General features: G+C 69.7%; 16 protein-coding genes. 4 read left to right on the top strand and 12 right to left on the bottom strand.

Features of this window, described 5'->3' with window-relative positions:
* The 7 genes from NE236_RS23785 to fdxA are packed head-to-tail and all read right to left on the bottom strand — an operon-like array spanning position 1 to position 4,006.
* A complete protein-coding gene (locus NE236_RS23785) occupies positions 1–171 on the bottom strand; it encodes a hypothetical protein (protein WP_252844317.1) in 171 nt (56 codons plus the stop codon).
* Positions 168–908 carry an enoyl-CoA hydratase/isomerase family protein gene (locus NE236_RS23780; protein WP_252844316.1) on the bottom strand — a complete coding sequence of 247 codons (741 nt, stop codon included), beginning with the start codon at positions 906–908 and terminating at the stop codon, positions 168–170. The genes NE236_RS23785 and NE236_RS23780 overlap by 4 nt, the downstream gene beginning before the upstream one ends.
* On the bottom strand, positions 905–1,066 hold the full coding sequence (locus NE236_RS23775) for a hypothetical protein (protein ID WP_252844315.1): 162 nt from the start codon (positions 1,064–1,066) through the stop codon (positions 905–907). The genes NE236_RS23780 and NE236_RS23775 overlap by 4 nt, the downstream gene beginning before the upstream one ends.
* Positions 1,063–2,544, bottom strand: coding sequence for a 3-hydroxyacyl-CoA dehydrogenase (locus tag NE236_RS23770; RefSeq protein ID WP_252844314.1), 1,482 nt, complete (start codon positions 2,542–2,544; stop codon positions 1,063–1,065). Before NE236_RS23770 ends, NE236_RS23775 begins: the two co-directional genes overlap by 4 nt.
* Before the next feature lie 9 nt (positions 2,545–2,553).
* A complete protein-coding gene (locus NE236_RS23765) occupies positions 2,554–2,808 on the bottom strand; it encodes a hypothetical protein (RefSeq protein ID WP_252844313.1) in 255 nt (84 codons plus the stop codon).
* The gene (locus NE236_RS23760) at positions 2,808–3,668 is read right to left on the bottom strand and encodes an amidohydrolase family protein (RefSeq protein ID WP_252844312.1); all 861 of its coding nucleotides are present in this window, start codon (positions 3,666–3,668) and stop codon (positions 2,808–2,810) included. The genes NE236_RS23765 and NE236_RS23760 overlap by 1 nt, the downstream gene beginning before the upstream one ends.
* Positions 3,668–4,006, bottom strand: a complete 339-nt coding sequence (fdxA, locus tag NE236_RS23755; RefSeq protein ID WP_252844311.1) for a ferredoxin — start codon at positions 4,004–4,006, stop codon at positions 3,668–3,670. The genes NE236_RS23760 and fdxA overlap by 1 nt, the downstream gene beginning before the upstream one ends.
* A gap of 87 nt (positions 4,007–4,093) precedes the next feature.
* Here fdxA and NE236_RS43730 point away from each other — a divergent pair, with 87 nt between their 5' ends.
* Genes NE236_RS43730 through NE236_RS23735 form a run of 4 tightly spaced genes read left to right on the top strand, consistent with a single transcriptional unit; the run spans position 4,094 to position 8,131 of the window.
* Entirely contained in the window at positions 4,094–4,441 is a 348-nt protein-coding gene (locus NE236_RS43730; RefSeq protein WP_289850806.1) for a response regulator, read from the top strand.
* Between the two features lie 8 nt (positions 4,442–4,449).
* Complete coding sequence (locus NE236_RS23745) at positions 4,450–5,040, top strand: 2Fe-2S iron-sulfur cluster-binding protein (protein ID WP_252844310.1); 591 nt, start codon at positions 4,450–4,452, stop codon at positions 5,038–5,040.
* Positions 5,037–6,035, top strand: coding sequence for an FAD binding domain-containing protein (locus tag NE236_RS23740; protein ID WP_252844309.1), 999 nt, complete (start codon positions 5,037–5,039; stop codon positions 6,033–6,035). The genes NE236_RS23745 and NE236_RS23740 overlap by 4 nt, the downstream gene beginning before the upstream one ends.
* On the top strand, positions 6,032–8,131 hold the full coding sequence (locus NE236_RS23735; protein WP_252844308.1) for a xanthine dehydrogenase family protein molybdopterin-binding subunit: 2,100 nt from the start codon (positions 6,032–6,034) through the stop codon (positions 8,129–8,131). Before NE236_RS23740 ends, NE236_RS23735 begins: the two co-directional genes overlap by 4 nt.
* A 50-nt stretch (positions 8,132–8,181) precedes the next feature.
* On the opposite strand, the gene NE236_RS23730 is transcribed toward NE236_RS23735, so the two are convergent.
* The 5 genes from NE236_RS23730 to NE236_RS23710 form a co-directional block, all read right to left on the bottom strand.
* On the bottom strand, positions 8,182–8,523 hold the full coding sequence (locus NE236_RS23730) for an L-rhamnose mutarotase (protein ID WP_252844307.1): 342 nt from the start codon (positions 8,521–8,523) through the stop codon (positions 8,182–8,184).
* 95 nt (positions 8,524–8,618) lie between these two features.
* A complete protein-coding gene (locus NE236_RS23725) occupies positions 8,619–9,371 on the bottom strand; it encodes a carbohydrate ABC transporter permease (protein ID WP_252844306.1) in 753 nt (250 codons plus the stop codon).
* Between the two features lie 159 nt (positions 9,372–9,530).
* A complete protein-coding gene (locus NE236_RS23720) occupies positions 9,531–10,445 on the bottom strand; it encodes a carbohydrate ABC transporter permease (protein WP_252844305.1) in 915 nt (304 codons plus the stop codon).
* Positions 10,445–11,806: an ABC transporter substrate-binding protein gene (locus tag NE236_RS23715; protein WP_252844304.1), complete on the bottom strand. Its 1,362-nt coding sequence runs from the start codon at positions 11,804–11,806 to the stop codon at positions 10,445–10,447. Before NE236_RS23715 ends, NE236_RS23720 begins: the two co-directional genes overlap by 1 nt.
* Positions 11,793–13,085: an alpha-L-fucosidase gene (locus tag NE236_RS23710; protein WP_252844303.1), complete on the bottom strand. Its 1,293-nt coding sequence runs from the start codon at positions 13,083–13,085 to the stop codon at positions 11,793–11,795. Before NE236_RS23710 ends, NE236_RS23715 begins: the two co-directional genes overlap by 14 nt.
* Positions 13,086–13,162 lie beyond the last annotated feature (77 nt).

The following is a 13,162-nucleotide window of genomic DNA, read 5'->3' as shown; positions in this document are numbered from 1 at the left end:
TCAGGGCGGGCCCGCCGACCCGGCGGGAGTGGTCGAGCATCGCGGCGGGGTCGGGGCCGGTGGCGGCCAGCAGAGCCACGACCTCGCCGGTGGCGGCGTCCAGGAGGGCTTGGTGGGTCCGCCGCCGTCCTGCCAGGTGTCGTTGGCGTAGCTCCGCAGTACGCGCGTCATCGTTTTCTCCGCTTCAGGAAGGCAGACATCCGGGCGTGTTTGTCGTCGCTGTCGAACAGCAGGGCCTGCGCGGCGAGGTCGAACGTCGTGGTCGCGGGCCGTCTGCTGCGCAGGGCCAGCTTGGTCAGTTCGAGGGCCCGCCAGGAGCGTTCGGCGACGGTGTCGGCCAGCGCCCGGCCGCGGTCGGGGAGTTCCTCTCCGCTGTCGACGACTTCGTCGACCAGGCCGGCGGTGAGGGCCTGGTGGGCGTCGAGCCGTGCTCCGGCGTACAGCATGCGTCGGGCGGTGGCCAGGCCGACCAGTTGCGGCAGCCGCCAGTTCGCTCCGGCGCCGGCGATGATGCCCAGCGACAGTTCGGGCTGGGCGAACCTCGCGTTGACCGAGGCGATCCGGAAGTCGCAGGCCAGCGCCAGTTCGCAGCCGCCGCCGAAGGCGGGACCGTCGATCAGTGCGATGGTCGGCCAGCGGTGGGCCTCCAGCCGTTCGAACAGGCCGGCGTTGATGGCCAGCAGCGCGGCGTCGGCGTCACGGTCGCGCAACTCGGCGATGTCGGCGCCGGCTGCGAACATGCCAGGAGTGGTGGAGTGCACGATCAGGACGCAGGGACTGCGGCGGGCCTCGGCCAGCACCGCGTCCAGATCGGTGACCATCGCCTGGTCGAGCGCATTGTGCTTGGCCGGGCGATCGAGGCCGACCCACCACAGGTGGTCCTCACGGCGGACCTGGACCAGCGTCATGAGACTCGCTCCAGCAGGAGGGAGACGCCTTGGCCGACGCCGACGCACCTGGTGACGACGGCTCGGTGGGCGTCGGCGTGTTGCAGCTCCCGGGCGGCGGTGAGCACCAGACGGCCGATCGGGGTGCGCAGGCCGTCGATGACGAACCCACGGGTCATGTCAGGGCCTTTCCGGACAGCGCGCGGCGGCGCAGCAGCGGGCTCGGACGGTATCGGGGGTCGCCGTAGGCGTCCTGGAGGGCGGCCAGGGCGGTGTGCACGGTCGCGGCGCCCCACCGGTCGCCCCAGGCGAGCGGGCCGAGCGGGTGGCCGGCGCCCAACCGCATGGCCGTGTCGATGTCGGGGGCGTCGGCGACTCCCTGCTGGAGGGCGTCGGCGGCCAGGTTGACCAGCATCGCGACGGTACGGGTGACGATGAGGCCGGGCGTGTCGTCGATGACGTGGACGGCCAGGTCTGCGGCCTGCAGCAGGCCGATCGCCTCGGCCAAGGCGTCATCGGGGCAGGACTCACAGGCCGCGACGGCGATCGCGGTGGCGGTGGCGTCGTCGAGGGTCCGATCGGCGACGATCACCGGGGTGCCGTGTCGGGCGGCCAGTTCGGTGGCCGTGGTGCCGGTGCTGCGGATCAGCAGTGCGCCGCCGGGCAGGGCGATCGTGCCGTCGTCGCGCTCGACGCCAGGGACGGCGACGCGGGAGCGGGTCAGGAGGGTGCGCAGGTCGGCGGCACCGTGGTCGACGACCTCGAGCGGTGCCGGATGTCGCGGCGCCGCGGTCGCCACCGGCGGCCGCGAGTCGGAACCGTAGCGGTAGATGCCCTGCTCGCTCTTGCGGCCGAGCCGGCCAGCCTGGACGAGGGCTCGCTGGGCCGGGGACGGGGCGAAGCGCGGATCGTGGCCGAAGGCCGTCCACACCGAGCGGGTGACGGCCTCGTTGACGTCGTGGCCGATCAGGTCCATCAGCGCGAACGGTCCCATCGGGAAGCCGCCGGCCCCGGTCAGGACCGCGTCGATGGTCTCCGGGGCGGCGGCCCGCTCCTCATGGAGCCGCCATGCCTCGGCGTAGTACGGCCGCGCGATCCGGTTGACGATGAACCCGGGCGTCGCGGCGGCGCGGACCACTGTCTTGCCCCACCGCGTGACCAGGTCGGCCGTACGGTCGGCGACCTGGGCCGAGGTGTCGGCTCCGGCGACCAACTCGACCAGGCGCATGCGGGGCACCGGGTTGAAGAAGTGCAGCCCGATGACCCGCTCGGGGTGCTCCATCCCGGCCGCGAGTGCGGTGGGCGGTAGGGAGGAGGTGTTGCTGGCCAGCACACAGTCGACCGTCACGACCCGTTCCAGGTCGGCGAACAGCCGCCGCTTGACCTCAAGGTCCTCCGCGATCGCCTCGATGACCAATCGCGCGGGCGCGAGCGCGTCGGCGGTGTCGACGGCGGTCAGGTCCAGCGCGTCGGGGTCGGCGTCGATCTTGCCGCGGGCCACCAGGGTCTTGACCCGTTCGCGGATGCCGGACACCGCACGGTCGGCGGCTCCGGGGGCGGCATCCAGCAGCAGGACCGGGTGCCCTGCCTGGGCGGCGACCTGGGCGATGCCGGTGCCCATGGTGCCCGCGCCGACGACGGCGACGATGTCGTGCATGGTGTCCTCTCAGCCGATGCGGCGCAGTCCGGTGTTGTAGCGCGCTGCCATGTCCTGATATAGACCGACGGCCTCGTCCACCCATTTGGCCAGGTCCGGGGCGGGCCTCGACCTGGCCGGCACGCCGAGGGCGATGTGCACGGCGGCCGGCCAGATGGAGGCGCGGGCCCCGATCGTGACCGCGCCGATCACGGTCGCGTCGGGATGCACGTACGCGTCCGGGTGGATGTCGGGGGTCAGCTCGCCGAGGGCGTAGATCGCCATCAGATCGCCGGCTCGAGTTTGTAGACACGGGCCGCATTGCCCGCGAGCACCAGGGCGGCGGTCTCCTCGTCGGGGCAGAGCGCGGCGATCGCCCGGGCGTTCTTGGCGATGCCAGGGACTCCCGGCCAGTCCGTACCGAAGATCATGCGTCTGGTGAGGCGGTTCCAGTCGTACCGGGCGTAGTACTCGCGCAGCCGGGACGGGGGCAGCCCGGACAGCTCGATCCACACCCGTTCGTTCGACAGGGCCATGAAGGCGGCCGCGTCGTACCACCATCCCCGTCCGCCGTGCGCGAGCGCGACGTTCAGCCTGCGAAAGTCCCGGAGCACCTCGTCCAGCAGGACCGGGTCGGCGAAGCGGTTGGTCGAGCCGGGGAACGTACTGGTGCCGCAGTGCACGACCAGCGGGATCCCGGCCGCCTGGCACAGCTCGTACGCGGGATACAGGGCACGGTCGTCGGCCGCGACGCCCGCGTGCACGGGGTGCAGCTTGCAGGCGACCGCGCCGAGGTCGAGCTGCCGCTGCAGCTCCTCCTCGATCGGGTAGTGCAGGTGCGGGTTGATGTTGGCGATCAGCTTGATCCGATCCGGGGCATGCCTGGTCAGCGGCAGCATGTCCTCGACCGGCTGGATCCCGGTGGCCTTCGGGCTGTACTCCGCCAGCAGCAGCGCGATGTCCACCCCCTCGTCGGCCAGGTAGGCGTCGAACCGGACGGGATCGACGGTACCGGAGGCGTCGTACACCCGGCCGAGGACCTCGCCGTCACCGAAGTCGTGCGCCCACTGCTTCCACGCCGGCTTGAGGGTGGGCAGCCGGGCTGCGTGCACATGCACGTCGACCAGTGGCATGCCGTCCAGCATCAGACCGCCTCGAACGCGGCGACCAGTTCGCTGTCGACGCCGATCGGGCCGAGGGCGGACGCGCCGCCGGCCATGCCCAACGGCTCGTCCCGGCCGGGCAGCGGCTCGGTGAAGAAGCGGGCGCTGTCGGCGACGAAGTCGCGCTGGTCGCCGGGCACCCGCCTGTCCTGGCTGATCGCCGAGACCGGGCAGGCCGGCTCGCAGGCGCCGCGGTCGATGCACTCGGCGGGGTTGATGTACAGCTTGCGCTCCCCCTCGTAGATGCAGTCGACGGGGCACTCCTCCATGCAGGACCGGTCCATCACGTCGATGCACGCCGCGGCGATGACGTACGGCATGGCGCTCTTCCTCCTAGGCTCACGGGTTTCCTTAGCGATCCGTGATGTTACGTGGCGGTCGCTGGAGGGTGTCGAGGCCCCGAATCCATGACCATCCGGGTCCTGCTCGCCGATGACCAGGCCTTGCTGCGCCAGACCTTCCGCATCCTCCTCAGCGCAACCCCCGACATGGACGTCGTCGGTGAGGCCGCCGACGGCAGGGAAGCCGCTGAACTCGCCCGGACGCACCACCCTGACGTCGTGGTGATGGACATCCGCATGCCCGGCACCGACGGGCCCCGCCCGGCCCCCGCGATGACCCAGGACCGCAGCGCGGCACGATCGGGATTCCCTAGCGTCCGCGGCCGCCGGTCGTGTACACCCGATCCGAGGTCGCCCTATTATGGCGATCTTTTGCCACCCATTAGGATAACCTTTCCGCCGAAAGCGGCATAGTACTGAATATGGCAGTCCATTCTCAGGCCAGCGACCTACTTCTCCATATAAACGGCACTAATTATAATGCGACTTTCGATAATCGAGTCACCCTCCTCGACGCATTGCGCGAACATCTTGGTCTGACCGGAACCAAGAAAGGATGCGATCACGGGCAGTGCGGTGCGTGCACGGTGCTGTTGGATGGCAATCGCGTGAACAGTTGCCTGATATTCGCGGTGGCGGCTGCGGGACACGAGGTCGTCACCATTGAAGGGGTCGCCGATCTGGTGGGGCCGCCGGATGACCTACATCCGATCCAGCAGGCCTTCATAGACGCCGATGGTCTCCAATGCGGTTATTGCACGCCCGGTCAGATCTGCTCGGCGATCGGCGCCCTCGCTGAAGCGGAACGCGGTTGGCCGAGTCATGTGACGGAGGACATCGCGGCCGGCGTCCCCTCGTCAAGTGCGCTGGACGCCGATGAGGTCCGCGAACGGATGAGTGGGAATCTTTGTCGTTGCGGAGCCTATCTCGGAATCGTCGATGCCATTCTCAGGGCAGCCGGATCTGAGGCCCTCACGGTAACGTCGCCGGGCGGCCCGGAAGGTATGCGATGAGGCCCTTCTCCTATGAACGCGCCACCGATTCCGGTGCCGCTGCGACGGCCGTCAAAGACCACCCCGAGGCGATGTTCCTGGCCGGTGGAACCAATCTCGTCGATCTGATGAAGCTCGGCGTGGCCCGGCCGGCGACGCTCGTCGACATCACTCGGCTGCCGTACGACCGCATCGAACACCGGGCTGACGGCAGCGTGCTCATCGGCGCCCTGGTGCGCAACAGCGAGCTTTCGGGCGACCCTGGTGTCCGCGAGCGGTTTCCGGCACTGGCCGAGGCGCTGCTGTCGGGTGCGTCCGGCCAGCTTCGCGCGATCGCGACGACGGGCGGGAACCTGCTGCAGCGCACGCGTTGTCCGTACTTTCAGGACGTCACCAAGCCGTGCAACAAACGCACGCCCGGAACGGGCTGCTCGGCGATCGGCGGACTCCACCGTGATCTCGGTGTGATCGGCACCTCCGACGCGTGTGTGGCCACCCATCCGTCCGACATGGCGGTGGCGATGGCCGTGCTGGACGCGATCGTGCATGTGAGGCTCGCCGACGGCGCCGACCGTACGGTGCCGTTGTCCGAGTTCTACCTGCTGCCCGGCGACACTCCGCATCGCGAGACCGTACTGGCCTCCGGCGATCTGGTCACCCGCGTCGAACTGCCGGCTCCCCCGGCCGGCGCGGTCATGCGGTACTGGAAGGTCCGCGACCGCTGGTCCTACGCCTTCGCGGTGGTCTCGGTCGCGGCCGTGGTCGCGACCACGGCCGATGGGACGCTTCGGGAGGTCCGGTTGGCGCTCGGCGGGGTGGCCCCCGTGCCCTGGCGTGCCCGGCAGGCGGAGCAGGTGCTGACCGGCCGGCATCCGACGCCGGAGCTGCTTCGGGCAGCGGCCCAGGCGGAGTTCGCGGCAGCGCGCCCGCTTCCCCAGAACGCGTTCAAGATCGACCTCGCCACGGACATGATCACGACGACCGTGCGTCACCTCGCGGGAGGGCGGCAGGCATGACCATGCTCGAAAGAGCCGTGGGCGCGGCGGTGGCGCGGATCGAGGGACGCGACAAGGTCACCGGCGCGGCCCGCTACGCCTACGAGTACCCCGTGCCGGACGTGGTCTACGCCTGGCCGGTGCAGTCGACGATCGCGCGCGGCCGGGTGCGTGTCATCGACGGTGACGCCGCACTGTCCCAGCCGGATGTCATCGCCGTGCTGGACAGCGGCAACGCCCCTCGCCTGCAGCCCACCGACGACGCGGAGATGGCCGTACTCCAGTCGGGCGACGTGGCGTACCGCGGGCAGATCGTCGCGGCTGTGGTCGCCGGCACGCTGGAGGCGGCTCGCGAGGCGGCCGCGGCGGTCCGTGTCGACTACGACGAAGACGCGCACGACGTCATGCTGCGGACCGATGATCCGCAGATCTTCGCGCCGGAGACGGTGAACGCGGGTTTCCCCGGGGTGCTCGACGTCGGTGACGTCGAGCGGGCCCTGGCCGCGGCGCCGGTCGCCATCGACGCGACATATTCCACCCCGGCCGAGCACACGAGCCCGATGGAGCCGCATGCCACGATCGCGATCTGGGACGGTGACGCACTGACCGTTTACAACGGCGATCAGGGGCCCTGGATGACCTCGATGGCCCTCGCGGCGTTGTTCGGGCTCCCGGGCGGCGCGGTGAGCGTCATCGCGGACCATGTGGGCGGTGGCTTCGGGTCCAAGGCGTTGCCGCGTCCGCCCACCGTGCTCGCGGCGCTGGCCGCCCGCGCGGTCGGCCGGCCGGTCAAGGTGGCGCTGACGCGGCAGCAGATGTTCTCGCTGGTCACGTACCGGACGCCGACGATCCAACGGGTACGGCTCGGCGCCGGGCGGGACGGCCGACTGGCCGCGATTTCGCACGACTCCCTGCAACAGAGCTCGACCCTCGTCGAATTCTGTGAGCAGACCGTCACCCCCACCCGCATCATGTACGCCGCGCCGAATCGCCGGACGACGCACCGGTTGGCGCAGCTTGACGTGCCGACTCCCGGCTGGATGCGCGCGCCGGGTGAGATGCCGGGAATGTTCGCGCTCGAGTCCGCGATGGACGAGCTTGCGTACGCACTGAGGATGGATCCGATCGAGGTGAGGGTCGTCAACGAGCCGTCCGCCGACCCGGAGTCGGGTCTGCCGTTCAGCAGCCGGAACCTGGTCGCCTGCCTGCGTGAGGGCGCGGCGCGTTTCGGCTGGGCGGAACGCGACCCGACGCCCGGCGTCCGCCGTGACGGGCGCTGGCTCATCGGGAGTGGCGTCGCGGCCTCGACCTACCCCGTCTACACCATGGCGTCCACCGCCGTCGCGCGCGCCGAACCCGGCGGCGGTTTCACGGTGCGCGTCGCCGCGGCCGACATCGGTACCGGCGCTCGCACCGCGCTGGCGCAGATCGCGGCGGACGAACTCCGCGTCCCCCTGGAGCGGGTCGGCATTGAGGTGGGCCGCAGCGGCCTGGGTTCCGCGCCGTTCGCCGGCGGATCCATGGGGACGAGCTCATGGGGCTGGGCGGTGAGCAAGGCATGCCGGGCACTGGTCAAGGAGCTGGCCGAACGCTCCGGCGCGATCCCGTCCGACGGCCTTGAAACGCAAGCCGACACGACCGAGGACCTCCAGAACCGGAAACAGCTCTCCCGGCACGCCTTCGGCGCGCAGTTCGCGGAGGTCCGGGTCGACGCCGACAGCGGCCAGGTCCGCGTCGACCGGCTGCTCGGCGTCTTCGCCGCCGGCCGCATCGTCAACGCCCGGACGGCACGCTCACAGCTTCTCGGCGGAATGATCATGGGGCTGTCCACGGCACTGTACGAGAACCTCGAGATGGATCCGCAGTCCGGCGACTTCGCCAACCACGACCTCGCCGGGTACCACATCGCCTCGAATTCCGACGTCCGCCGGATCGAGGCCCACTGGATCGACGAGCACGACGACGAGCTCAACCCGGTCGGCACCAAAGGCATCGGCGAGATAGGCATCGTCGGCACCGCCGCGGCCATCGCCAACGCCGTCCACCACGCCACCGGCTCCCGGCAACGCCATCTACCGATCACTCTCGACCGCGTACGAGCCACGCTGCCCCGCTGACGACGTCACGGCTTAGAGCCCGAGCCCGGCAGTCCATTCCGCGCGGGCTCTTAGTCGTGCCCGAGCGGCCCGTCGTCGTGGAAGACCTCCTCCATCGGCGCCCACCACTCCCCTTCGGCCGCCGACGCGACCGGCTGCTGGCACGGATCGGTCAGCCCCCACCACCGCCGTGTCACCTCGTCCTCGGCGAGCCGCGCGAGGTCGGCGGTCAGATCGTCACCGTCGTACTCGTAGTAACTGAACAGCAGTCCGTCGCGCAGGAAGATCGAGTAGTTGCCGATGTGCGCGCGGTGCAGCGCGGCCAGCACGTCCGGCCACACGGCCGCGTGCAGCGCCCGGTACTCCTCTTCCTTCTCCGGCCGGAGCCGGATGACGGTGGCCACTCGCCTCATGTCGCCGGCTCCGGCTCCATCAGGTGGACGCCGATTCGTCCATCAATACGCGTCATGTCCTGTCCTCTCTGCGTCGGGCCGGGTCGCCGCGCGTCTCACTTGATCGCGCCCAGCGTGATGCCGCTCGTGACGTAGCGCTGGAAGAAGAGGAAGAGGAGGACGATCGGGAACGTGGCGATGACGAGACCGGCGAAGAAGGCTCCCTGGTCGCTGACGAACTGTCCCTGGAAGGAGAGCAGACCGACCGAGAGCGTTCGGTTCTGCGGGCGGGTCAGCAGCACGACCGCGAACTGCACCTCGCTCCAGACGAAGATGAGCCCGAGCAGCGACACCGAGATGAAGCCGCCCTTGCTGATCGGCAGGACGACGCGCAGGAGCGCGGCGAACTCGCCGTACCCATCGATCTTGGCGGCCTCGAGCAGTTCCCGTGGGACCGCGGCGAACACGGATCGCATGATCAGCGCGATCGTCGGCGTCATGAACGCCGCGTAGACCAGCGAGACCCCCAGCACGCTGTTGAGCAATCGGTACCGCCCCAGCAGCTCGAACGTGGGGATCAGCGCGACCACCAGGGGGACGCTCAGCGCGAGCACCATGATCCGGCTCACCACGTTCGACAGGCCCCTGGTCGCGCGGGCCAGCCCGTAGCCGGCGAGGCTGCCGCAGGTCACTCCGATCGCGAGGCTGCACAGCGCCACGAGCAGGCTGTTGACGATGTACGTCGACAGCGGAGCACCGCCGACCACGCCCCGCCAGGCGGCGGTGTAGTTCGACAGCTGCCACCGGCCGTCCAGCCCGAGCGGATGGGCGTAGATGTCGTTCGTCGGGTGCAGCGAGAGCAGCAGCATCGAGAGGAACGGGATGACGGTGATCGCCGTCCAGGCCAGCAGGAGCAGGGTACCCCAGGTACCAGAGGGGGCCGTGCCGCCAGGCCGACCGTCGCCCGCGCCGCCTCGTCACCGTTCGCACGGCCGGGTCGGCGGGCCGCGTCCGTGTCATCGAGGCCGTCATCGCGCGTCCAGGGAGCGCTGGCGGAACACCTGCAGCACCAGGATGCCGATGGCCCCCACGATCAGCGTCGTCACGACCGCGGTGGCCGAGCCGTAGCCGTAGTCCTGGTCGAGGAAGGACTGCTTGTAGACGAGCACGGGCAGGATGCTGGTGGAGTTCCCGGGCCCGCCCCGGGTCATCGCGTAGATGACGCCGAAGGCGTTGAAAGAGAACACCGACATCAGCGTGGTGATGGTGCCCAGCATCGGCAGGATGTTCGGCAGGGTGATGCGGAACAGCCGGCCGGCCGCTCCGACTCCGTCGAGGGTGGCCGCCTCGTGGACCTCCGGCGGGATGGTGTCCATCGCGCCCAGCAGGATCAGCATCGCGTACCCGGTCTGCGTCCACACCGCGACGAAGATCGTCGCGTACGGCGCGGTCGACGACGAGGCGAGCCAGGCGTGCCCGTCGCCGAGCCCCACGGAACCGAGCACGGAGTTCACCACGCCGGTCGTCGGCTGAAAGGCGTTCGACCAGAAGATGCCCGCGACGCTGACCGGGATGATCACAGGCAGGAACCAGACGACTTTGAAGATCCGCGCACCGGGGATCTCCCGGCTGATCGCGTTCGCCAGCAGGCATCCGATCGCCACCGTGAACACCACGGTCCCGAGGAAGAAGGTCAGGCTGGTCACGACGGACTGCCGGACCAGCGAATCGTGGACGAGGCGCCGGTAGTTGGCCAGGCCGCGGTAGGCGACCGAGCCGATGCCGTCCCAGGACCCGAGGCTGATGTGCACGGACTCGGCGATCGGGTAGGCGATGAACAGGGCCAGCAGCAGCATGGCCGGAGCGATCATGACGAGCGGGAAGGTCCGTGGCCTCCGGCGCGGGCGCTGGAGGGTGGCCGGGGTCACGCCGTGCGCGGCCATCAGTCCGAGGCTCCCGACACCTTGCCGGACCGCAGGTTCTCCAGCGCCGTCTGGAACTGCTGCGCCGCCTGCTGCGGGCTCAGTTTGCCGGCCACGAGCTTCTGCAACACCGGCACCGCGAACGCCTGCCCGAGCGTGGACGGCACGGTGGAGTCCCAGATGTTGACCAGTCCCACGGACTGCGACAGCTCGAACTGCTGCTGGACCAGGTCACCGAGGTTCGACAGGCTCGACGGCCGGATCGAGCTGAACACGGGCAGTGAGCCGCCGCCGGCGACGACGCTGACCTGGTACTTGTCGGTCATGAAGAACTGGAGGAACTTCTTGGCCAGGGCCGGGTTCGCGGCCTTCGCCGGGATCACCAGGGTGTCGCCGTTGAAGGCGTCGAACGGCGTCTTGCGGCCCGGGGTGAGCGAGGGCAGCAGGAACCAGCCGATGTCGAACGACGGCTTGGCCGCCTTCAGGTCCGCGTAGGAGTAGTTGCCGCCCTGCAGCATCGCGAGCTTGCCGCTGGTGAACAGCGCCTGGGCCTGCGTGGTGTCCATGCCGAGCATCCCCTTCTGGTAGATGCCCTTGCGCTGCCAGTCCTGGATGGTCTGCAGGACCTTCACGAAGCCCGGGTCGGTGTACTTGACGTCCGTGGGCGAGCCCGGCTTGAAGTTCGTGAGCATGGCGGCGTACTGCTCGGCCGTCACCGCCGTGGGCAGGAGCGCGTCGAGGGTGTGGCCCAGGTCGAACGGGCTCGAACCGCCGACGCCGAAGCCCTGATAGCCGGCGGTTTTCAGCTTGCCCACCATGGCCTCGAAGTCGGCGGCGGACGCGATCTGGTGCTCGGCCGGCTCGGGGATGCCCGCCTTCGCGAATGCCGCCTTGTTGTAGTAGATCGGGGCGATCAGCAGTTCCTCGTAGAGGACGCCGTAGTGGTGCCCGTCGGTGGTGTAGTAGGCGGTCTGGCTCTTGGAGTACTTGTTCGCCAGGCCGGCGGCCGTCCAGACGTCGTCGATCTGGGTCAGCTGGCGGTTCTTCAGCAACGTGGACCAGACGCCGGTGCTGCGCTGGAGGTAGCCGATGTCCGGGGTTGCGGTCGAGCTGAGCAGTGCCGCGTTCGGGCCGCGCGAGCTGTTGGAATCGACGCCTTCGAACGTGACCTTGGTACCGGGGTTGGCCTTCTCGAAGTCCTTGCCGACCTGCTGCATGGCAGAGGCCATCGGACCGGTCGGGATCTGCACCCGGAGCGACTTCCCGTCGCCGGACGAGGCACCGGGACCGGTGCCGCATGCCGGGAGCAGGGCGGCGGCCGCGAGCAGGACACCGGCGACGGCGGTGTATCGGGTCGCCCTGGGGGTTCTAGTGATTCGCACGTGACTCGTCCTTGGGAGAGGTGGACAGTTCGATCGCGATGACGTCGATGAGCGCGCCGGTCGGCGGTGGCACGGTGATGAACAGCTCGCCGAGCGGTTCGTCGTCGGCGCCGTTCGCCTTGTGCACCTCCTCGTTCACGCTGTACGGCAGCGGCTGTTCGGTGCCGAGCATGCGCACGCCGGTGACCGAACCGATGGGGACGTTGCGGACGATGAGGACGTCGTCCTGTGGACGGAGCAGCAGGTGCAGGTAGATCTGGTCACCCCGCTGGGTGGCCGGACCGTGGAAGTCGAGGCGCTCGGGCGCCGGCCCGGCGCCGATGATGCTCTCGCCGTGGCCGGCCAGCCAGGCGCCGAGGGCCTTGAGCGTGGCGACCTCGGTGGGCACGAGCGACCCGTCGCCTCGCGGTCCGATGTTGAGCAGGAGGTTGCCGCCGCGGGAGACGACCTCGCTCAGGTAACCGGCGAGCAGCCGCGGGCTCTTGTAGTCCAGGTCGTCGGGCCGGTACGCCCAGCTCTCGCTCATGGTGAGGCACAGCTCCCACGGGCCGGCCGGCGGCCGGCGCGGCATGCCCTGCTCGGGGGTGGCGTAGTCGCCCTGGCCCGGCAGCCGGTCGTTGATGATCACGTTCGGCTGTAGCGACTTGATCAGCTCGCGGAGTTCCGCGGCGTGCCACTCCTCGGCGGTGCGTTCCCACTCGCCGTCGAACCACAGCAGGTCGATCGGCCCGTATTCGGTGAGCAGCTCGGTCAGCTGTCCCTTGACGTAGTCGATGTACCGCGCCCACTGCTCCGGCGACGGCCGGTGGTACCGCTCGTACGGATAGGGGCGGTCGGCGTCGGTGAACGCCGGATAGTCCGGATGGTTCCAGTCGAGCAGGGAGTAGTAGACGCCGACGCGGAGGCCCTCGGCCCGCAACGCGTCGAAGAACTCGCGGGTGATGTCACGCCCGTACGGTGACGCCGCGACGGAGAACGCCGAGTGCCGTGTGCGGTACATCGAGTAGCCGGCGTGATGGCGGACCGTGAAGACGACGTAACGGGCGCCCGCGTCACGGGCCAGCCGGGCGACGGCGTGCGGATCCCAGCGCCGGGGGTCGAACTCCGCCGCGCTCGACTGGTACTGCGCGACCGTGACGTCGGCCTCCGGCTCCGTTCGTCCGGGCAGGATCGACTTGCCGACCAGGGGCCACCCGATCTCGAGGCCCTGCCTGCTCGCGTGGTCCCAGTGGACGAACAGCCCGAAGCCCGCTTTGCTGAACCAGTCCGGAAGAGTCACGAGGTCATCCTCTGCGTCCTGCGGGGGCAGCCCGAATCGGATACGATACGATTTGAACCGAGGATGCAGGTCCGTTC

It is taken from the genome of Actinoallomurus purpureus (genome assembly GCF_024055795.1).
Lineage (GTDB): Bacteria > Actinomycetota > Actinomycetes > Streptosporangiales > Streptosporangiaceae > Actinoallomurus > Actinoallomurus purpureus.
This window is presented reverse-complemented; position numbering and strand designations above follow the sequence as displayed.